Source organism: Clostridium nigeriense, assembly GCF_900086595.1.
GTDB lineage: Bacteria > Bacillota > Clostridia > Clostridiales > Clostridiaceae > Clostridium > Clostridium nigeriense.
The window spans coordinates 1,014,430-1,034,269 of the sequence record NZ_LT575472.1; the positions used below are offsets into that span (position 1 = coordinate 1,014,430).

The 19,840-nt window shown below is 26.9% G+C and carries 21 protein-coding genes; 17 read left to right on the top strand and 4 right to left on the bottom strand.

Features of this window, described 5'->3' with window-relative positions:
* Nucleotides 1-121 precede the first annotated feature (121 nt).
* The 3 genes from BN6774_RS04955 to tyrS all read left to right on the top strand — a co-directional run bounded on the left by BN6774_RS04955 (nucleotide 122) and on the right by tyrS (nucleotide 3,303).
* Nucleotides 122-1,201 (top strand): sensor domain-containing diguanylate cyclase, encoded by a 1,080-nt coding sequence (locus BN6774_RS04955; RefSeq protein ID WP_066890686.1) that lies wholly within the window; start codon nucleotides 122-124, stop codon nucleotides 1,199-1,201.
* Between the two features lie 124 nt (nucleotides 1,202-1,325).
* Nucleotides 1,326-1,739, top strand: coding sequence for a hypothetical protein (locus tag BN6774_RS04960; RefSeq protein ID WP_066890689.1), 414 nt, complete (start codon nucleotides 1,326-1,328; stop codon nucleotides 1,737-1,739).
* Between the two features lie 343 nt (nucleotides 1,740-2,082).
* Entirely contained in the window at nucleotides 2,083-3,303 is a 1,221-nt protein-coding gene (gene tyrS, locus BN6774_RS04965; protein ID WP_066890692.1) for a tyrosine--tRNA ligase, read from the top strand.
* Between the two features lie 60 nt (nucleotides 3,304-3,363).
* Here tyrS and BN6774_RS04970 read toward each other — a convergent pair whose 3' ends face one another.
* The 4 genes from BN6774_RS04970 to BN6774_RS04985 form a co-directional block, all read right to left on the bottom strand.
* On the bottom strand, nucleotides 3,364-4,794 hold the full coding sequence (locus BN6774_RS04970) for a HAMP domain-containing sensor histidine kinase (protein ID WP_066890695.1): 1,431 nt from the start codon (nucleotides 4,792-4,794) through the stop codon (nucleotides 3,364-3,366).
* 3 nt (nucleotides 4,795-4,797) lie between these two features.
* Entirely contained in the window at nucleotides 4,798-5,481 is a 684-nt protein-coding gene (locus BN6774_RS04975) for a response regulator transcription factor (protein ID WP_066890698.1), read from the bottom strand.
* 101 nt (nucleotides 5,482-5,582) lie between these two features.
* Nucleotides 5,583-6,659 carry a tetratricopeptide repeat protein gene (locus tag BN6774_RS04980; protein WP_066890701.1) on the bottom strand — a complete coding sequence of 359 codons (1,077 nt, stop codon included), beginning with the start codon at nucleotides 6,657-6,659 and terminating at the stop codon, nucleotides 5,583-5,585.
* A gap of 19 nt (nucleotides 6,660-6,678) precedes the next feature.
* The gene (locus tag BN6774_RS04985; RefSeq protein WP_066890704.1) at nucleotides 6,679-7,701 is read right to left on the bottom strand and encodes a tetratricopeptide repeat protein; all 1,023 of its coding nucleotides are present in this window, start codon (nucleotides 7,699-7,701) and stop codon (nucleotides 6,679-6,681) included.
* Between the two features lie 159 nt (nucleotides 7,702-7,860).
* Here BN6774_RS04985 and BN6774_RS04990 point away from each other — a divergent pair, with 159 nt between their 5' ends.
* The 14 genes from BN6774_RS04990 (at nucleotide 7,861) to BN6774_RS05055 (ending at nucleotide 19,794) form a co-directional block, all read left to right on the top strand.
* A complete protein-coding gene (locus BN6774_RS04990; protein WP_066890707.1) occupies nucleotides 7,861-9,822 on the top strand; it encodes a hypothetical protein in 1,962 nt (653 codons plus the stop codon).
* Between the two features lie 25 nt (nucleotides 9,823-9,847).
* Nucleotides 9,848-10,111, top strand: a complete 264-nt coding sequence (locus tag BN6774_RS04995; protein WP_066890710.1) for an EscU/YscU/HrcU family type III secretion system export apparatus switch protein — start codon at nucleotides 9,848-9,850, stop codon at nucleotides 10,109-10,111.
* A gap of 9 nt (nucleotides 10,112-10,120) precedes the next feature.
* The gene (locus BN6774_RS05000) at nucleotides 10,121-10,810 is read left to right on the top strand and encodes a metallophosphoesterase (protein ID WP_066890713.1); all 690 of its coding nucleotides are present in this window, start codon (nucleotides 10,121-10,123) and stop codon (nucleotides 10,808-10,810) included.
* A gap of 162 nt (nucleotides 10,811-10,972) precedes the next feature.
* On the top strand, nucleotides 10,973-11,194 hold the full coding sequence (locus BN6774_RS05005) for a FeoA family protein (RefSeq protein ID WP_066890715.1): 222 nt from the start codon (nucleotides 10,973-10,975) through the stop codon (nucleotides 11,192-11,194).
* 12 nt (nucleotides 11,195-11,206) lie between these two features.
* A complete protein-coding gene (gene feoB, locus BN6774_RS05010) occupies nucleotides 11,207-13,081 on the top strand; it encodes a ferrous iron transport protein B (RefSeq protein ID WP_066890718.1) in 1,875 nt (624 codons plus the stop codon).
* Nucleotides 13,082-13,274: 193 nt separating this feature from the next.
* A complete protein-coding gene (locus BN6774_RS05015; RefSeq protein WP_066890721.1) occupies nucleotides 13,275-13,469 on the top strand; it encodes a hypothetical protein in 195 nt (64 codons plus the stop codon).
* A 293-nt stretch (nucleotides 13,470-13,762) separates the two neighbouring features.
* Entirely contained in the window at nucleotides 13,763-15,517 is a 1,755-nt protein-coding gene (locus BN6774_RS05020) for an ABC transporter ATP-binding protein/permease (RefSeq protein WP_066890724.1), read from the top strand.
* Nucleotide 15,518: 1 nt separating this feature from the next.
* On the top strand, nucleotides 15,519-17,183 hold the full coding sequence (gene cydC / locus BN6774_RS05025; protein ID WP_066890727.1) for a thiol reductant ABC exporter subunit CydC: 1,665 nt from the start codon (nucleotides 15,519-15,521) through the stop codon (nucleotides 17,181-17,183).
* Between the two features lie 88 nt (nucleotides 17,184-17,271).
* On the top strand, nucleotides 17,272-17,562 hold the full coding sequence (locus tag BN6774_RS05030; RefSeq protein WP_066890730.1) for a nitrous oxide-stimulated promoter family protein: 291 nt from the start codon (nucleotides 17,272-17,274) through the stop codon (nucleotides 17,560-17,562).
* A 29-nt stretch (nucleotides 17,563-17,591) separates the two neighbouring features.
* Complete coding sequence (locus BN6774_RS05035) at nucleotides 17,592-18,002, top strand: YbaN family protein (RefSeq protein WP_066890733.1); 411 nt, start codon at nucleotides 17,592-17,594, stop codon at nucleotides 18,000-18,002.
* Nucleotides 18,003-18,013: 11 nt separating this feature from the next.
* The gene (locus BN6774_RS05040; RefSeq protein WP_066890737.1) at nucleotides 18,014-18,340 is read left to right on the top strand and encodes a hypothetical protein; all 327 of its coding nucleotides are present in this window, start codon (nucleotides 18,014-18,016) and stop codon (nucleotides 18,338-18,340) included.
* 89 nt (nucleotides 18,341-18,429) lie between these two features.
* Nucleotides 18,430-18,663 (top strand): glutaredoxin family protein, encoded by a 234-nt coding sequence (locus tag BN6774_RS05045; protein WP_066890740.1) that lies wholly within the window; start codon nucleotides 18,430-18,432, stop codon nucleotides 18,661-18,663.
* Nucleotides 18,664-18,750: 87 nt separating this feature from the next.
* On the top strand, nucleotides 18,751-19,407 hold the full coding sequence (locus tag BN6774_RS05050) for a Crp/Fnr family transcriptional regulator (RefSeq protein ID WP_066890743.1): 657 nt from the start codon (nucleotides 18,751-18,753) through the stop codon (nucleotides 19,405-19,407).
* 105 nt (nucleotides 19,408-19,512) lie between these two features.
* Nucleotides 19,513-19,794: an ArsR/SmtB family transcription factor gene (locus BN6774_RS05055; protein ID WP_066890746.1), complete on the top strand. Its 282-nt coding sequence runs from the start codon at nucleotides 19,513-19,515 to the stop codon at nucleotides 19,792-19,794.
* Nucleotides 19,795-19,840 lie beyond the last annotated feature (46 nt).

A 19,840-nucleotide genomic window follows, 5' to 3' on the forward strand; every position in this document is an offset into this window, starting at 1 on the left:
TTTGATGAAAAACAAATAAAGTCAAAAACCTATTGATATTAAAAGGAAAATAAAGTAATATTAAGTTATATAGATTCTCTGAATTCGATTCATACTATACATAAGAAAATAGGGAGGGAGTATGGACGATTATAAAGTTAAGTATAAGCAAATTAAGTCAGAATACGAAAGCTATCAGAAAATCACTGAAGGTAAAATTCAGGAGCTAAGCTCCAGTAATGTACAATATGAGAAGAATCTAGATATGCTTTCTAATGTGATATTAATTAGCAATTATATTAATTCTAATTTAAGTAGTAAAAATATAATACAAATGATTAACGATATGATAATAGGAATTATAGGAGTTACTCAATCTACTATTTACTTACAAGAAGATGGCGAATTTGTTATAAGGGCTACTAATGGAACAAAGGAAAGTATAGTTCTTAATGAGGAATGTGTTAAATACATAAAGGATCATAAAACTTTTATTTTAAATTCTAAGGAATCAATTACTAAAGATGAGGAGAATGGAATATACATTCATTCAAGAATTGGTGTTCCAATTAAAGTTGCAGAAAAGTTTATTGGCTATATTGTAGTTGATCATACTCATTACAACTTTTTAAGTGAATTTCACGAAATTTTTTTGAACTCTATAGCTAGTCAAATTGCAATAGCTTTAGAAAATTCGATTTTATATAAAAAAATAGAAAAAGCGGCTAAATGCGATGCATTAATTGGTATTTATAATAGAAAAACCTTTTATGAACTTGTTAATGAAAGAGTAGCTAATGAGAATATAAAAGAATATGCAATAGCAATGATTGATTTTGATGATTTTAAGAAAGTTAATGATACTTTAGGACATCAGTTTGGAGATAAAGTTTTAATTGAGACAGCAAATTTAATAAAAAGCATGTTAGGACCTAAAGATATAATTGCTAGATATGGTGGAGAGGAAATAATCTTATATATAGATTGTACAAAGGATCCTAATGGGGTATATGAAAGAATAGACTCTATTAGAAAAGCACTGTATAATAATTATATTTCACAAGGAAAAATAAAGAAAAATATAACAGCAAGTTTTGGCTTAGGTTTTTATCCCTATGATGGTGAAACTCTAGAGGCTGTAATAAATTGTGCAGACAAATATCTTTATAAAGCTAAACATGTGGGAAAAAATAAAGTGATGAGTTCACATTTTTTTAGGTAATAAAGATAGGGAGGCAAAAGTTTCTCTATCTTTTTGCTTTATTATTGATTTTATTGTAAATAATTTCAGTAGTAAAGAATATATATAAAATAAGATATAAAATCTATTAAAGGAGTGGATTCCAATGATTCAAGTTTTTTGTTCAAAAAGAGGTGCAGGCAAGTCTAAAAAGTTAATAGAGCTTGCAAATGACCGTTCGTTAATGTCAAAGGGTGATTCAGTTTATATCGATGATGATGCAAGGCGTATGATGCAATTAAAGGGAAAGATAAGGTTTATAGACACCAATGATTTAGGTGTAGTAGATTGCGATAGTTTTTATGGATTAATTTGTGGGATTATATCTCAAAACTATGATATTGAAAACGTTTATGTGGATGCTTTATCAAATATAATAAATAGAAATATATTAGAATCAAATAATTTGTTCAAAAAATTAAAGGAATTCTCGAAAAGATATAACTTAAATATATTTATAAATTTAAATTGTGAATGTATGGAAGAACTACCAGACTTTATTAGAGAGTATGTTGCTTAAAATAATTGAAAATATAATGTGAAAATAGAGTATTGTATAAAAATATGGGGATTCCCATTGATAAAAATTGATTAGTATGAGAAATTAATAAATGAGAAAATAAGCACAAAATTATAATAAAAAGGCTATTAAAAGAAAGTGTAAAAAGTTTATCATAATTACTAACTTTTTATACTTTCTTTCCTTTAGTTTTAAGTGTTCTGTATTAAGCTGGGATGACTTGAAGTGAAGACTAGGTTATAAGCAAACTTATATAGCACACTTTTTTTATTCTTTAGTAATTGATATTATTTTAATAAAAAGATATACTATAATAAGTAAAGATAAGAGGAGGATACGTAGAATGGCGAATGTTTTAGACGAGTTATTAGATCGTGGATACATAAAGCAATTTACTCATGAAGATGAAACTAGAGAGCTTTTAGAAAAGGAAAAAATAACTTTTTATATAGGATTTGATCCAACAGCTGATAGTTTACATGTAGGACACTTTATTGCGTTAATGTTTATGGCTCATATGCAAAAGGCAGGGCATAGACCAATAGCTCTTCTTGGTGGTGGAACTGCAATGGTAGGAGATCCATCCGGAAAGACAGATATGAGAACAATGCTTACTAAAGAGCAAATTGAACATAATGTAAACTCAATTAAGAAGCAAATGGAAAGGTTTATAGACTTTTCTGATAATAAGGCAATATTAGTAAACAATGCAGATTGGTTACTAAATTTAAATTATGTAGATTTTTTAAGAGAAGTAGGAGTTCATTTCTCAGTTAATAGAATGTTAACAGCAGAGTGTTTTAAGCAAAGATTAGAAAAAGGACTTTCTTTCTTAGAATTTAACTATATGTTAATGCAAGGATATGATTTCTATGTATTAAATCAAAAATATGGTTGTAAAATGCAATTAGGTGGAGATGACCAATGGTCAAATATGATTGCAGGAGTTGAACTTGTAAGAAGAAAGGCTCAAGGCCAAGCAATGGCTATGACTTGTTCACTTTTAACTAATAGTCAAGGTCAAAAGATGGGAAAAACAGTTGGGGGAGCTTTATGGCTTAATCCAGAAAAAACATCACCATTTGATTTTTATCAATATTGGAGAAATGTTGATGATGCTGATGTTGAAAAATGCCTATCTTTATTAACTTTTGTTCCTATGGAGGAAGTTAGAGCTATTTGTGCTGTAGAAGGAGCTGCTATAAATGAAGCTAAGAAGAGGCTTGCTTTTGAGGTTACAAAGCTTGTACATGGCGAAGAGGAAGCTTTAAAGGCTAAATCAGCAGCGGAAGCGTTATTCTCAGGTGGAGTTGATATGAGTAATGTTCCTACAGTAACTATATCTAAAGAAAAGTTAGGAAATACTATATTAGATATAATGGCTGAAAATAAAATAGTTCCATCTAAAGCAGAAGGAAGAAGATTAATTCAACAAGGTGGATTATCTTTAAATGGTGAAAAAGTTACTGAAGTTAATAGAACTTTAGAAGAAGCTGATTTAGAAGATGGATGTGCTTTATTAAAAAGAGGAAAGAAAAACTACAATAAGATAGTTGTAGAATAATATTAAGGAGCTGCTTAAGGCAGCTCCTAATTTATTATAGCTTAGCAAATTGAAATTAGTTTAGGTAGATATAGGAAGAGAAATAATCACTTTTATTTTTTTACCATTTTCTAATGAGATTGAACCACCATGATCCTTAATAATCTCATTACATAAATATAAACCTAAGCCTGTACTATATTCATCTGTTGATAGCATAGATTTTATAAAGGGTTCAAATATATGCTGATAAACCTCATCTGGAATAGGAGCTTCAGTAAAATTAATAATTTCTATATTATATAAGTTATCTACTATATATGAGTTTACGTATATTGTAGAATCTTTAATAGAGTATTTTATGGCATTATCTATTACATTAATTAATACTTCTTTTATTTTATTAGGCTTAATGTTAATAGTTTTACTCTTTATATTAGAGTTTATTGTTAATGTATATTTTGTAGCTTTAATATTTAAGTCAGAAATTATTTGCTCTATTAGTTCAGAAATATCTATATTTTCGTAGGTATCATTTATGGAAGATAGACCCTTAGAAATTTTTATTATTTCTAGAACAAGTTTATTTAATCTTTCGCTTTCAGAATGTATTCTATTAATAGCATGTAATTTAAAGCTTTCATCATCTACAACATTCTCTAAAATCATTTCTGAATAACCAATAATTGAAGTTAAAGGTGTTTTAAGTTCGTGTGTAACTGTATCGAAAAATATTTTTCTACTTATAGCTAGTTTTTCAACCTTTTCTTTTTCTCTTTCTATATCCAAGATTTGCTCTTGAATTTTAGATTTCATATTAATAAATTCCTTTGAAAGTATAGAAATTTCATCATTTCCATTTGTATTTATGTTTATATCATAGTTACCTTCTCCTAATTTTTTAGATGCAGAAGTAAGTATTTCAACTGGATCTGTAATTTTTTTTATAAGTCTATAAGAAATTATAAAAATAAAGATTATAAGTAGTATTTCAATTAAAGTTAAGGTAGTCGTTGCTTTTTTATAGTCAATAAGGAGAGGCGTATAGTCTTTAGTTAAGTTAATTATCCCTATATAAGATTTATTTATTATAAGAGGATAAGAAAGTACACCAGTAAGGTTATTATTAGTATATTTTATATTTACAATAGTTTTTCCATCTTTAACTTCAGGTAAATTATTTTTGAATTCTACAGGACTAGTATCTATATTACTGGAAAGCAATTCCCCATTAACATCACAAATTTCTAAAGAACTTTCATAGTTTAAAGATATATATTCAATTAAATAATTAGCTTCTTGAGCTAAGGCTTTGTCCTTTAGAACATAATCTCTTACAGATAAAGTATATTTTATAGACTCTCTTGTACTTTTCATAACCTCTTTTAAAGAGTTGGTAATAGAATTTTCCATGTTATCTTTTAATATTTTTCTAACTGAGATATTTAAGGATAATCCTAAAAAAATTAAGGTAATAGTAATTATTAAGGTGAATTTGTATTTTAATTTCATATTTTACCTCATAACATAACCAACAGAAAATACTGTTTCAATTATAGATGGTTCATTAGGATTGTCCAATTTACTTCTAAGTCTTCTTATATGAATATCTACAGTCCTTACATCACCATCATAAGAAAATTCCCAAACATTATCTATTAATTGTTCTCTTGAAAAAACCTTATTTCTATTTTGAACAAAAAATTCTAGAAGATCATATTCTTTAGGCTTAAGTGAAATAGGTTTTTCATTTTTTAATACAGTTCTATTTTTAAAATTTATTTTAATATTTTGATTAATATTGATAAATTGATTATTTGTATTAGAAGCGGATTTTTCAATTCTTCTAAAAACAGCTTTTATTCTACTTAATACTTCTTTAATATGAAAGGGCTTGGTTATATAATCATCAGCACCAAGTTCTAGGCCTAATATTTTATCTACAACATCATTTTTAGCTGTTAGAATTATAATAGGAATAGAATAGTTAGTGTTAATTTCTTTACATAAATCAAATCCATTTCCATCTGGTAAATTTAAATCAAGAAGAATTAAATCAGGTAAATTTATATTTAAGTAGTCCTTAGCTTCCTTTAAAGTGAACGCACTATAGGATATATATCCTTCAGATTTTAAAGTATGAAATAATATGTCATTTATAGATTTATCATCTTCAACAATTAATATTTCATTAGACATATGATCAGCTCCTTTGTTGGTATATTATTAATTATATGGTATATATTACAAAGTTAAAAGTAACAATAAAGAATTATTAATCCTTTATTGTTACAAATGACTTAAGGAGTATATTGTCTATAAATTGAGTAAGCTTTATTGTTTTTTAACTCAATCCAGAATAATGTCTCTCTTTGAGTTATTGGTTTACTTGAATCTATATTCAAATCTCTTATATCCATAGGATTTCTTAAATCAATATAATTTTTAAAATCATTAAATGAAGCTGTTTCTGTTATAGAAGAATTAATTGGGGCAGGAGTATTATAGCCTAAATCTGTGAAATCATGATGCAATAATTGAAAGCTACAATTACTTAATATTTCATAGGTAGTTATTTTAGCATAATTATTTCGAATATAGTAACCATCTGGAACATAAGGAGTACCATTTTCCGTGTAATCAATTTTTTCATTATCTTTTAGGGCCTCTTTTAAGGCATTTTCACCACGATAAAATTCAACCAAATCTACATCTATATAAGTTTTTCCATCAATAGTATATATATCTTTTATACATCCAATTTGTTTATCATAAATAACCTCTGAAACAGTTAAAGTAACTTGGACTTTTCTTCCGTATTCTTCATTAAGTCCATAATACTCAAAAGTTCCAGGTACAGTTGTATCAGCTTTTAAATAATCCCATTTTATAGGTAAGGATATTGATTTTCCATTTATTATTGTATTAACAGTTTTAGGAAAATAATACTCTGAATCTTGCTCAACTTTATCAGTAATTTTTATTATTTCAAGTTTAGAAGATATATCTTCAGCTATTTTTTTCATATTTTCAGTATCTATATTATTAGCAATAGCAATTTTAGTTATAAAGTAAGCATCGTCTAATCTATTAGCTTCTATATAAATATCTTTAATTTCTAAATATAAGTCTTTATTAGATTTATCCAATTCAATAGCTTTATTATAGTAAGCCATTGCCTCATCATACATTTCATCTGAAAGAAGTTTAGTTCCATTATTAATAAGTTCATTAGCTTCATTTTCTTCTACTAAAATATCATCAGTTGTGTTTGTAGATAAAATGACATCTTTTGTTATAGTACCAGTACATGCAAATAGAGTAGTTGCTAAGATAATAATTATAAATAGAAGTTGTAATTTCAGTATTTTTTTCATTAATTAAATCTCCTTTCTTTTAAGGTAAAAACTGTTCGGTAATTTTAGAAATTGAACCATTTTTTATATCTATCCAAACTAGAAGAATACGTGATTCATTAGTTTTAGTTTTGTTGAATACATTAAGAAACTCATCGTAAGAAACTTTAGAAACTAAACCTCTATCGTAAGGATCATTAGGTGTAGTATTATATCCACATAATGAATATGAGGAATCTGAAGATACTTGGTAAGTGAATATAGAATCAGAATTATTTCTTATCCATACTGGATCAGGTAAAAAATACTCTCCATTTTCATCTATACCAGCTTTACCATCTTTAATAGCTTCTCTAAGGGCTTCTTCTCTACCTAAATAGAATTCAACTAAGTCTATATCAATATAGATTTCACCATTTTTTTCATATAAGTTTTTCAGCCATCCAATTTGTTTATCATATACATTTTCTAATACTGTTAATTCAGCTACTATTTTTCTGCCATATTCATCGTTATAGCCTTCATAGGTGAGGGTACCTAGATTAGAAGTATCAACTTTTTCATTATCCCAAGTTATAGGGATAGTCATTGAATTATCTGATACATTTATAATTACTTGTTTAGGTAAAGCATAATTGTCATTTTGATAAACAGAATTTGATATTTTGATTACTTCAAATTTAGATGATATTTCTTTTAGTATTATTTTCATATTATCAATATCAACATTATTAGATATTGCTGTTTTAATAATGGAGTAGGCATCATCCGCTTTATTCATTGAAAGATACTTATCTTTTATTCTTATATAGGTATCTTTATTTGATTTATCAAAATTAATAGCTCTGTTAAAGGCTTCTTTAGCTTCATCAAATTTATTTTCATCTAGAAGTTTTTCTCCAGCGCTTATAGATTTTATTATTTCTTTTTCTTCAAGAGAAATTTCTTCTTTAGTATCTTCACTGACTGTAATTTTTTTAGAAGTATTACTACAAGATAAAAGAGTTAAAGAAGATAATATAATAAATAATAATAATAGATTTTTTATAATTCCTTTTTTCATTTTTATACCTCCTGTATTTCTATAATTTAATAATACTCTGAAGAAATTTCTAAAGATAACGATGATATTTCCAACTTATTTCCAAGATGAGTTCTATTCAGAAAGGTTATAGGGTAGCCGATATTATAATTAATATAGAAGACACTAAGAGGTGAGAAAATGCCAGGAATATTTAATATAGGGAATACCTATAATGTAAATAATAAAAGAATATCTAGTAAGCTAACTTTTGATACTGGTGAAAAGTTTTCAGGAAAGGTAATTAAAAAAGAAGGTAGTAATGAAGCTACTATCCGTTTAATAGATGGGTGGGAATTTCAAGCTGAAGTAGATGGAGACTTAGACTCTTTAGGAAAAGGTCTTACAAGATTTCAAGTTGAAGGATTTGAAAATGGAAAGTTAAAGTTAAAGATAATAGGTGAAAAAGTTAAGGGTGATGAATTAAATCAAGGGGATTTTAATGAAATTATTCTTAAAGAAGGTTTAAGTAAAGAAGATATTAATTTGCTGAAAGATATGGTTAAATTTAATATCCCTCTTACTAAAGAAAATATAAGAGAAATTAAAGGGTTAATTCAGTTTTTAAATAAGATTAATGAAAATCCAAATGAAGTTAAAGAATTTATTTCTAAATATCTATTAAGTAAAGGAATAGGGGAAAGCACTTTAGAAGGAAATAAGATAAACAATATTTTAAAGGACTTCTTTGTTGAATTTAAGACTTTATCAAAGGAAGATTTATTATTATTTTTTGAAAATAATATTGAATTAAATAAAGAAAATATTAAAGGTTTTAATACAATGTTTAAAACTGAAAATAGTATTATAAAACTAATTAATGATCTTTCAACTGCTATACCACAGTTAAAAACATCAATTTCAGAAGGTGGAGATAATGTAGTTGAGCAGCTAAAAAATAATATTAATTCAAAAGAAGTAGAAGGAAATATAAATAAGATTATTAAGGAAGAAAACAATATTCAGGATGGAAATTTAGGAAATAGAATTGGAAGTGGAGCATATCAAAAAAATGAAGGAAATTCAAAAGTTAGTTTACTTTCTATTTTAAAGTCTATATCAGGGCAAACAGAAGATTATATTAATGTTGGGTTAAAGGATATATTATTAAATAGAAGAACTGAATTTACTAGTAGTGAGTTTGATAGAACTTTCAATAGGATAAACAAGCTAAAGCCTGAGGAATTTATAAAAAGTCTAAAGGCTGTTATTTCAGAATTTAAAGAAATAGGGGAGTTACCTATAGATAACGATTTAGGACAGTATGTAAATAAGGTTAATAATGAATCTTTAGGTATAACAGAAACATTAAAGTTTACTAAAGGAGAACTAGAAGTATTACTGTCAAAGCTTATGGGAAAAGGAATAAACTTAACTGAAGATGAGTTTGGTAAGTTAAAAGACGGAATAAATTTGAAGTATCAAGAAGTTATTGATAAAGAAAGTCCATTAAAGGATATCTTACAATCAGATAAAATAGATATTATGAAGGAAAGTATAAGTGAAAATATTAAGGAAATGACAAATTTAAAAAGTACTATTGAAGATTTGCCTACAAAAGAAATTATAAAAAATTCTATCAATAAAACTGGGGAAGCAAGTAAAGAAATACTGAAGGATTTATTAGTTAGTATAAAAAGTGAAGGTATTACATCTGAAAAGATAGTAGATGTTTTAAAAAATAATATAAATGAAATTAAGCTATTTAATAAAGTAAGTTCTGAATATTATTATGCGGATATTCCAATTAATATAAAAGAAAGAGAGTATCCTTGTAAAATTATTGTTAAAGATAAAAGAGAAGATGGAAAGAAAATAGATAGTAAAAATTTAAAGATGGTAATAACTATAGATACAAAAAATTTAGGTACAGTAGATGGATATATGAAAGTTTTAGATAAAAAAATAGATATAGATTTAAAATGTGAGGATGGCTATGTTAAAATAGTAGATATGGCAAAAAATAAATTAGTATCTAGCATTGAAAATATGGGGTTTATAGTAGATGTGAAGGTGTCTAAAAAAGAGGAAGAAGTATCACTAACTACATGTAGAGATTTCTTTAATTCTGGTTTTGGAGTTTCTATAGATAGGAGGGTATAGTCTTTTATAATAGGAGGAAAAAATTATGAAGGGAAGAAAGAAAGCTGCTGCCTTGAAATATCAAGAAAATTTAGTGGCTCCTGTAATTACTGCTAGTGGAATGGGACATATTGCCGATAAAATTATTGAAAAAGCAGAAGAAAATGATGTGCCGATAGTGTATAATAAGGAATTGACAGATTTGCTTTGTAATGTAGATATTGGGGAATATATTCCAGGAGATCTTTATGAAGCAGTAGCACATATTATTGCATATGTAACAGATTTAGATAGAATAATAGAAAGGTGAGTAGGTTTAATGGCTTTATACGCTATTTCAGATCTTCATCTTGCTTTTACAACAGATAAACCAATGGATATTTTTGGAGAAAAGTGGCTTAGGCATGATGAAAAGATTAAGGAAAACTGGATTAACAAGATTAACGAAGAAGATACAGTTCTTATAGCTGGAGATATATCTTGGTCAATGAAGGCAAGTGACAGTAAAGGCGATTTAGATTGGATAGATAACTTGCCAGGTAAAAAGATAATTTCTAAGGGGAATCATGATTATTGGTGGAGTGGTATATCTAAGCTAAATAGGATGTATGAAAATACTAAATTCCTTCAAAACAATTTTTACACCTATAAAGATTATGCTATTTGTGGTTCAAGAGGATGGATACTTGAGGGAACGGATAGATTTACAGAAAAAGATAAAAAAATATTTAATAGAGAGATTATAAGACTTAAATTATCTTTAGATAAAGCAAAAGAAGCTGGATATAATAAGTTTATAGTTATGATTCATTATCCTCCAATAAATGAGAAAAGAGAAGTTTCAGCTTTTACGGAGATATTTAAAGAATATGGAGTTGAAAAAGTCATTTATGGACATCTTCATGGGCCATCATTGTTAACAGCCGTTAATGGGGTAGAGGATAACATTGAATATATTATAACTTCTTGTGACTACTTAAATTTTGATCCTATAAAAATATTAGAATAACTAAAAAGTGAAGTTTACACAAAAAATAGAGTGTAAAGTTCACTTTTTTATTTGACTTGCTAAAAAATTCACAAAATTTTGATAAAAAACTTCAGTAGTTATTGACAATCAATATCAATTGGTTATAATTGTATATAGAAAACCATGTAAGGGGGAGTATATGTGAATATATACGGAATGAAAGTAGGAGAATCTGGAACTGTAAAAGAAGTACTAGGAGATCCTAAATTGGCAAAGAGATTAAAGGCCTTAGGATGTGTAAAGGGGACACAAGTTAAGGTGAAGTTAGTTGCTCCACTTGGAGATCCTATATTAATAACTTTTAGAGGTTTTGATTTAGCAATTAGAAAAAATGATGCAAAGAATATTTATTTAAATGTTTAAGGAGTGGGGAGTATGATAAATGTAGCACTAGTTGGTAATCCTAATACAGGAAAAACTACTGTTTTCAATGCATTAACTGGATCTAAGCAATATGTAGGAAATTGGCCAGGAGTAACTATAGATAAGAAATATGGATTTATCAATAAAGATATAACAATAGTTGATTTGCCAGGAATATATGCAATGGACACATATTCAAATGAAGAAAAAATATCAAGAACTTATTTAGAAAATGAAGATGTTGATGTAATAATAAATGTAGTGGATGCTACGAATTTAGAGAGAAATTTATACCTTACAACTCAATTAATGCAATTTAATAAACCTATACTAGTATTTTTAAATATGATGGATATAGTTAAAAAAAGAGGGATCAATCTAGATACAAAGGTTTTAGAGGAAAATCTAGGGGTAAAAATCTTACCTATATCAGCTAAAAATAAAATTGGTCTAGCTAATATATCAGAAGTAATAAACAAATCTAAAGAAATTATTCCAAATTATAATATAAATTTTAAAAGTGAAAATGAGGCATATAGATATATTGATAATGTTATAAAAAAAGCATCTGAAGAAAAAGGAAAATCAAGATACATAGGAGAAGAAATAGATAAAATAGTTTTAAATCCAATTTTAGCATATCCAGTATTTTTATTAGCATTGTTTTTAATATTCAAATTTACATTCAGTTGGTTCGGACAACCTTTAGCTGATGGATTAGATGGATTTGTAGCGAATACTTTTACTCCATTTATAGAAGGTCTACTTGTAAATTCATCAGATTGGTTTAAATCACTTATAGTTGATGGAATAGTAGCCGGAGTTGGCGGGGTTATAGTTTTTTTCCCAATAGTATTCTCGCTTTTTATTGGTATATCATTCTTAGAGGATAGTGGATATATGTCAAGAGTTGCTTTCCTTATGGATAGAATAATGAGAAAAATTGGATTGTCAGGAAAAGCATTTATTCCTATAATAATGGGATTTGGATGTTCAGCTCCTGCAATAATGGCTACTAGAACTTTAGAGAGTGAAAAGGATAGAAAAATGACAGCATTATTAGCCCCACTTGTAACTTGTGGAGCAAGATTACCTGTATATGCTTTATTTGCATCAATATTCTTTGCTTCAAATCAAGAGTTTGTAGTTATGGGATTATATTTATTAGGAATTGTAGTTGCAATTTTAGTTGGATTGATATTTAAGAACACTTTATTTAAAAAGGATGAACAACCATTTATATTAGAACTTCCACAATATAAGTTACCAAGTTTTAAAGGTATTATTTTAAATGCTTGGGATAAATCAAAGGGATTTATTATTAGAGCTGGAACACTAATATTTGCAGTTTCAATAGTAGTTTGGTTTTTAACTTATTTTAATATGAATGGTTTTACAGATGAAATAGACACAAGCTTTTTAGCTAGCCTTGGCGGATTTATATCGCCTATATTTAAGCCACTAGGATTTGGTGGATGGGAAGCTGGAGTATCAATACTTACTGGACTTGCAGCTAAGGAGGTTATAATTGGAACTATGGAAATAGTTTATGGAGATTTAGCCGTAGTTTTACCAACAATGTTTACAGCAATAACAGCATTAAGCTTTTTGGTTTTTGTATCATTATATACTCCATGCTTTGCGGTTATAGGTGTTATGAAAAAAGAGTATGGAACAAAAATGATGTTCTTATCTGTTATTTATCAATTTGTATTAGCTTGGGTAGTAGCTTATTTCTTTAGGTTCATAGCAACACTTATTACAGGTGGAGTAACTCTTATTTATACATTAGAGTTTCTAACCTTTCTAGGAATAGTTACACTTGGAATATTGATTTTAGTTAAATATTTCAATAAAGAAGAAGTTAGAGAAGTAGTACAATCTTAGTCAGGTGAATAATGAAGAGTTAAAAATAAAAAATTAATGTAAAAACTCAGCTTTTGCTGAGTTTTTATTTTTAAAGTAGAAATCTTTAATAAAAGGATTTGTTGTGGTAAATATAGTAATTATATACAGTTTAATGTATAATGAAAAGATAATGAGATCTTTTTGAGAATAGTAATTGAAGGAGAGGTTTAAGTTGAAGGAAATTAAGATTGAAGAATGTCCTTATTGTGGAGCTAAAGATTTCACTACAGGTCATCAATACGCTCAGGGGTGTGTTTATCCTGAATTATGGGGTCTTAGATTAGGAAGCCCAATTGAACATACAATATGTAAAGAATGTGGAAGCATAGTACATTCTAGAGTTATTAAACTAGAAAAATTTAAGTAAATTAATAGTATTAATATATTAGAGAAAAAAATCATTTGATTTTTTTCTCTATTTTATTTTAGACTATGTTCTAAATAAAATTTAACTACTACTAGTTAATCTATATAATTAATTATACATAAATAGAAGTAAAATAAAAACATATTTTACAATTAATATATAATAAATAGTTAGAGAGAAGAGGTAAATTTTTAACGATTATCTATTGAAAATTAATATCATTTGGGATATAATATCAATTGTTGTTATCATATGAAAATGAATATCAGTATTTATATAAGGGGGAAGATATTATGATGATTAATAAAAGGCTAATAAATTTATGTAGCCAATCCAAGAAATACATAGTTCTTACTATATTAGCAAATTGGATATCCATAATATGTAATATTATTACTATTATACTTGTTGGACAATTTATAAATAGGATTTATTCGGGAGGAATAACTACTTTAAATTTAGGTGATATTTTAAAACCTGGAGTTATAATAATTGGACTTTTAATTATAAGATTTATTTGCAACATATTATATGCTAAGTTTTCTAATTTAGCTTCTTCAGAGGCAAGAACAATTTTAAGAGAACTTGTGTATAAGAAGTTACTTAAATTAGGTACTGGCTATAGTGGTGTTGAAAGTACATCATCTATTGTTCAAGTAATGGTAGAAGGTGTAGAACAACTTGAAATATATTTTGGTAAGTATTTACCACAATTTTTCTATTCACTATTAGTTCCGGTTACATTGTTTATATTTATGAGCTTTATATCATTTAAAGCAGCCCTTGTATTTATACTTTGTGTGCCTCTTATTCCTATTTCAATAATTGCAATAATGAAAATAGCAAAGAGAATTTTAAAGGATTATTGGAAAAGTTATTCTGACTTAGGTGGAAGTTTCTTAGAGAATCTTCAAGGTCTTACAACATTAAAGGTATTTGATATTGATGAAGAAAGACATGAAAAGATGAATATAGAAGCTGAAAAGTTTAGAAAAATAACAATGAAGGTTTTAAGTATGCAGTTAAATTCTATTACAATAATGGATTTAGTTGCTTTTGGTGGTGCAGCAGCAGGAACTATAGTTGCTTTAATTCAATTGAAAAATGGAGATTTGCTACCAGGAAGTTTACTTATAATAATACTTTTATCTTCAGAATTCTTTATTCCATTAAGACTTTTAGGCTCATATTTCCATATAGCAATGAATGGAATGGCAGCATCTGATAGAATTTTTGGAATCTTAGATGCAGAGGAAAGAGAAAAAGAAGTTGATGAAAATATAAAAGAAATTAAAGAAGATATAAATATAAAACTTAAAAATGTTACTTTTAGTTATGATGGTGAAAGAGAAGTATTAAAGAATATCAATATGGATATTACACCAAAGGGAATAGTTGCAATAGTAGGGGAAAGTGGTTCAGGTAAAAGTACTGTTGCATCTATAGTATTAAATAATTATAAAGTTAATAAGGGACAAGTTTTATTAAATAATACAGATATAGAAAAAGTAAATTTAAATCTTGTATATGAAAATATAGGATTAATATCTACGAATAGCTATATTTTTAATGGAAGCATATTAGATAATCTTTTAGTAGGTAATAAAAATGCTACAGATAAAGAAATTAATGAAGCATTAAAAGTTGCAAGATTAGATAGTTTCGTAGAAGGATTAAAGGATAAATTAAATACTAATGTAGGAGAAGGTGGAAGTGCCTTATCTGGTGGACAAAAGCAAAGATTATCTTTAGCTAGAGCAATACTTGCAAATAGAAAAATGATAATATTTGATGAAGCTACTTCAAATATAGATGTTGAAAGTGAAGAGGCTATATGGGAAGCTATATACGATTTATCTAAGGATAAAACTATATTGGTAATATCTCATAGATTAGCTAATGTTAGAGATGCTAAAAATATCTATGTTATGAATAAGGGAGAATTAGTAGAAGAAGGAACTCATGAAGAGTTAATGAATCTTAATGGATATTATCATAACATGGTAAATAAACAAAATGAATTAGAAGAAATTAGGGAGGTTTGTTAATATGAAAAGAAGATCAGGCTTCCAAATAATGAAGAGATTAATAGTAGAATTAAAACCACTTGCACCAATAATGTTAATTACAATATCTATGGGAGTGTTAGGATTTTTAGCTGCTATTTCAATAGCTGCCTTTGGAGCAGTTGCACTAGGTGCTTTTATTGGAGATATAACATTTATAAGTTTTAAAGGTGCTTTAATAGTAATGGCTGTAGCTGCAGTATTAAGAGGATTTTTAAGATATGGTGAACAATTATCAGGACACTATATAGCTTTTAAGATCTTATATATCTTAAGAGATAAGATTTTCACAGTTTTAAGAAAGCTTGCGCCTGCAAAATTAGAAGGTAAGGAAAAAGGAAATTTAATTGCTTTAATAACTTCAGATATTGAGCTTTTAGAAGTTTTTTATGCTCATACTATAGCACCAATATCTATAGCAATAATAACAAATAGTATTATAGCTATAATATTATTTTTAATTAATCCAATTTTCGGAGTTATAGCTGCTATATTTTATATAATAGTAGGATTTGTAATACCATATGCTTCTTCAAGCTTTGCAAAAGAAGCTGGAGTTAATTATAGAAATATCTTTGGAGAAAGTAATAACTATGTTTTAGATTCTTTAAGAGGATTAAAAGAAGTATTATTATATAAAAATGGTGAAGAGAGACTTAAGAAGATAAATGAAAATTCTAGAAGACTAAATAAGAGTCTAGATAAGATAAAAGATCATGAAGGAATAATAAGAGCTACTACAGATATAACGATAATGATAGCAATATTAACATTTGTTGTACTTGGCGTAAGTAAATTCTTAAATGGAGAAATAGCATTTACAACTGCTATAGTTGCTATTGTAATAATTTCATCATCCTTTGGGCCAGTAGTTGCTTTAAGTAATTTATCTAATACATTACTTCAAACTTTTGCTTGTGCAGAAAGAATATTTGAACTTTTAGATGAAAATCCACAAGTAGAAGAAGTTACAGGAATGAATGATACACTTTGCAGGGATATAACTTATAATGATGTAACCTTCTCTTATCCAAATAGAAAAGAAAAGATATTTGAAAAGGCTAGTTTAAATATCAAAAAGGGAGAAAAGATTGCATTAATAGGGGAAAGTGGAATTGGTAAGAGTACATTTATTAAGCTAATAATGAGATTTTGGGATGTTAATTCCGGGGATATAAAATTAGATGATATAAATATAAAAGAAATTAATACTAAATCTTTAAGAGATAGACAAAGATTAGTGAGCCAAGAAACTTATCTTTTTAATGAATCAATAATGGAAAATATTAAGATAGGAAATAAGAATGCTACTGAAGAAGAAGTTATTGAAGCTGCTAAAAAAGCATCGATACATGATTTTATATTAACGCTGCCTAAGGGTTATGATACTAAAGTGGGGGAACTTGGTGGAAATCTTTCTTCAGGAGAAAAGCAAAGAATAGGACTTGCTAGAGCCTTCTTAAAGGATAGTGAAGTACTTATATTAGATGAGCCAACTAGTAATTTAGATGCTTTAAATGAAGGAGAAATTTTAAAGTCTATAAATGAAAATTGTAAGGATAAGACTATAATACTTATTTCACATAGAAAGTCTACAACGGCTATATGTGATAAAGTTTGTAAACTAGAAAACAAAAAAATAGTATAACTTTAATGAAGAGGATGATAAATCCTCTTTATTAAGAATTATTATTGATAATGATTATCAAAACCTAATGGGGGGAGATTAGATATATATGACTAAAATAGAAAGAGAAAAAAGAACTATAGAGCTTATGATAAAAATTTATTGTAAGAAAAAGCATAAGAATAAGGAATTATGTGATGAATGTCAGGATTTATTAGAGTATGCACATAAAAGACTTAGCTTTTGTAAGTTTGGTGAAGAAAAGACTACCTGTGGAAAGTGTCCAATACATTGTTACAAAAAGGATATGAAGGAAAAAGTTAAAGCGGTTATGAGATTTTCAGGGCCAAGACTACTTATATATAATCCAATAGAATTATTTAGACATTTAACTTATTAAAAATATAATTTTAAGATGGGGAGATTAGTATGAAGTCAATAAAGAAATATTTTTATATATCAGTAGGACTTATAGCAGTAGTATTAGGAGCAATAGGAGTAATTCTGCCTATATTACCTACAACACCATTTTTATTATTAGCATCATATTGTTTTGCTAGAGGATCAGAAAGATTTAATAATTGGTTTATTAATACTAAGTTATATAAAAATCACTTAGAATCCTTTGTTAAGGAAAGAGCTATGACATTAAAGGAAAAAGTATGCCTTTTAGCTTTTGCAGATTTTATGCTAGCTTTTCCACTTATTATTTTAGATAGTATTTTTATGAAATGTTTTATATTAGGATTAATTTTATTTAAATTCTATTACTTTATTTTTAGAATTAAGACTATTACAAAAGAAGAAAAATTATCAACAAAACTTAAAGAGGAAGTGTAGGTTAAGAACGTATGGAAAGATTATCATCACTTTTGTTTATGGTATCACTTTTAGCTTATTATATACCAAAACTTTTAAGAATAAAAAAATTCAATTTTAGAAAAGCACATATAGTTATAGGAGGAATATCTGTAATTGCTATGTGTCTTGCTTTAATACAAAAAATAGGAAGTGAAGACTTTATAAAATATATTGGTTTTACATTAATAATGCTTGCTATCGGAATAACAGGCTACTTTTTTAAAGAAAATAGAAGAGGAGCTACAAGAAAATTACATATAGCTAGTACTATTGGATTTTTTGTTTATTTATTTACAGTTGTAGCTATTTTAAGATAAATACCTTTTGTGACTTTGTTACAGTCAAAAAGAGTAAATAAGAATATACTTATATCATAGAAATATTTTATGATACGGAGGAATTCAAAATGAATAATATAAAAGTTTATACAACAAATACTTGTCCATGGTGTACTAAGGTAAAAAACTATTTAAGAAGTAAAAATTTAAATTATGAAGAAGTAAATGTAGGATTAAATAGAGCTGCAGCAATGGAAATGATAAATAAAAGCGGACAAATGGGAGTACCTGTTCTAGACATAAACGGAAGTATAGTTGTTGGATTTGATAAGAATAGAATAGACTCATTATTAGACCTATAAATTTCAATATTCATTTAATCAGTTGATTATTAAAAAAAGTAAGGCTACAATTAAGGTAGTTTTACTTTTTTTATTTAAGGGGGAAATATGGATTTAAAGTATGAATTGTTAAAGAATTATCCTTTTTTAAAAGACTTGGAAAAAGAAGTATTAGAGTTATTTTTAAGTAGAATAATAGTAAATAATTATGAAGTAGGTCAAAATGTTTTTAGCAACAACGTAAGTTGTATAGGATTTTCATTTATTTTAGAAGGAAAGCTTAGGATTTATAAGCTTGGTGATGATGGAAAAGAAATAACTCTTTATAGAATTAGTAAAGGGGACAGTTGCTTTAATACTATATTATGTGCTTTAACTGATTCAGAAGAAAAATCCTTTGCGGATGTAGAGGAAAATGCTATGATAGCTATTTTACCTATGGATTTATTTAAAAGATATTTAGTTAATAATAGTGTTTTTTTAAAATATATTTTTAAAAACTTATATAATAAGTTTGAAAATGTAGTTGAAGGATTAGAAAAAGTAACATTTAATAGCATTGAAAATAGGATAATTGATTATTTTAATTTAAAGCTAGAAGAAAACAATGGAGTAAAAATAATCTATACTACTCATGAAAAAATAGCGGCTGATATAGGGTCTTCAAGAGAAGTTGTAAGTAGAAGTTTAAAGACTTTAGAGAAAAGAGGAATTTTAGAATTAGGTAGAGGGAAAATAAAAATAAAAAATTGGATTTATAAATAAAGCTTGACAATTTAATAACAACATCATAAAATTTGAATATAGTAATATTATTGATATTATTATAACAATATTGAAAAAAATGGGAATATAAATGAGGTGATATGGTTGGAGAGTAATTATAAGCAATATGAGGATGTAGCAGAATTTTTAAAGGTATTAGCACACCCAGTTAGACTTTGCATAGTTAAAAATCTTTTGGAAAAGGGATGTTGTAATGTGACTAATATGCATAGTTGTTTAGGTATGCCTCAATCAACTATTTCTCAACACCTACAAAAGCTTAAAAGCATTGGGATAATTAAAGGTGAGAGAAATGGGTTAGAGATAGTTTATGAGGTAGTTGATGAAAGAGCTGGAAAAATAATAGAAGCATTATTAAAATCATAAAAATTAAATGCTCCATAATGGAGTATTTTTTAATAACATTTATATC

Excerpts from the sequence above, each read along its gene's own strand:
- BN6774_RS04990 (WP_066890707.1), top strand. The coding sequence starts at position 7,861 with ATGCCAGGAATATTTAATATAGGGAATACCTATAATGTAAATAATAAA.
- BN6774_RS05045 (WP_066890740.1), top strand. The coding sequence starts at position 18,430 with ATGAATAATATAAAAGTTTATACAACAAATACTTGTCCATGGTGTACT.
- BN6774_RS04960 (WP_066890689.1), top strand. The coding sequence starts at position 1,326 with ATGATTCAAGTTTTTTGTTCAAAAAGAGGTGCAGGCAAGTCTAAAAAG.
- BN6774_RS05035 (WP_066890733.1), top strand. The coding sequence starts at position 17,592 with ATGAAGTCAATAAAGAAATATTTTTATATATCAGTAGGACTTATAGCA.
- BN6774_RS04975 (WP_066890698.1), bottom strand. The coding sequence starts at position 5,481 with ATGTCTAATGAAATATTAATTGTTGAAGATGATAAATCTATAAATGAC.
- BN6774_RS05030 (WP_066890730.1), top strand. The coding sequence starts at position 17,272 with ATGACTAAAATAGAAAGAGAAAAAAGAACTATAGAGCTTATGATAAAA.
- cydC (WP_066890727.1), top strand. The coding sequence starts at position 15,519 with ATGAAAAGAAGATCAGGCTTCCAAATAATGAAGAGATTAATAGTAGAA.
- BN6774_RS04970 (WP_066890695.1), bottom strand. The coding sequence starts at position 4,794 with ATGAAATTAAAATACAAATTCACCTTAATAATTACTATTACCTTAATT.
- BN6774_RS04955 (WP_066890686.1), top strand. The coding sequence starts at position 122 with ATGGACGATTATAAAGTTAAGTATAAGCAAATTAAGTCAGAATACGAA.
- BN6774_RS04995 (WP_066890710.1), top strand. The coding sequence starts at position 9,848 with ATGAAGGGAAGAAAGAAAGCTGCTGCCTTGAAATATCAAGAAAATTTA.
- BN6774_RS05050 (WP_066890743.1), top strand. The coding sequence starts at position 18,751 with ATGGATTTAAAGTATGAATTGTTAAAGAATTATCCTTTTTTAAAAGAC.
- feoB (WP_066890718.1), top strand. The coding sequence starts at position 11,207 with ATGATAAATGTAGCACTAGTTGGTAATCCTAATACAGGAAAAACTACT.
- BN6774_RS05000 (WP_066890713.1), top strand. The coding sequence starts at position 10,121 with ATGGCTTTATACGCTATTTCAGATCTTCATCTTGCTTTTACAACAGAT.
- BN6774_RS05020 (WP_066890724.1), top strand. The coding sequence starts at position 13,763 with ATGATGATTAATAAAAGGCTAATAAATTTATGTAGCCAATCCAAGAAA.
- BN6774_RS04980 (WP_066890701.1), bottom strand. The coding sequence starts at position 6,659 with ATGAAAAAAATACTGAAATTACAACTTCTATTTATAATTATTATCTTA.
- tyrS (WP_066890692.1), top strand. The coding sequence starts at position 2,083 with ATGGCGAATGTTTTAGACGAGTTATTAGATCGTGGATACATAAAGCAA.
- BN6774_RS05040 (WP_066890737.1), top strand. The coding sequence starts at position 18,014 with ATGGAAAGATTATCATCACTTTTGTTTATGGTATCACTTTTAGCTTAT.
- BN6774_RS04985 (WP_066890704.1), bottom strand. The coding sequence starts at position 7,701 with ATGAAAAAAGGAATTATAAAAAATCTATTATTATTATTTATTATATTA.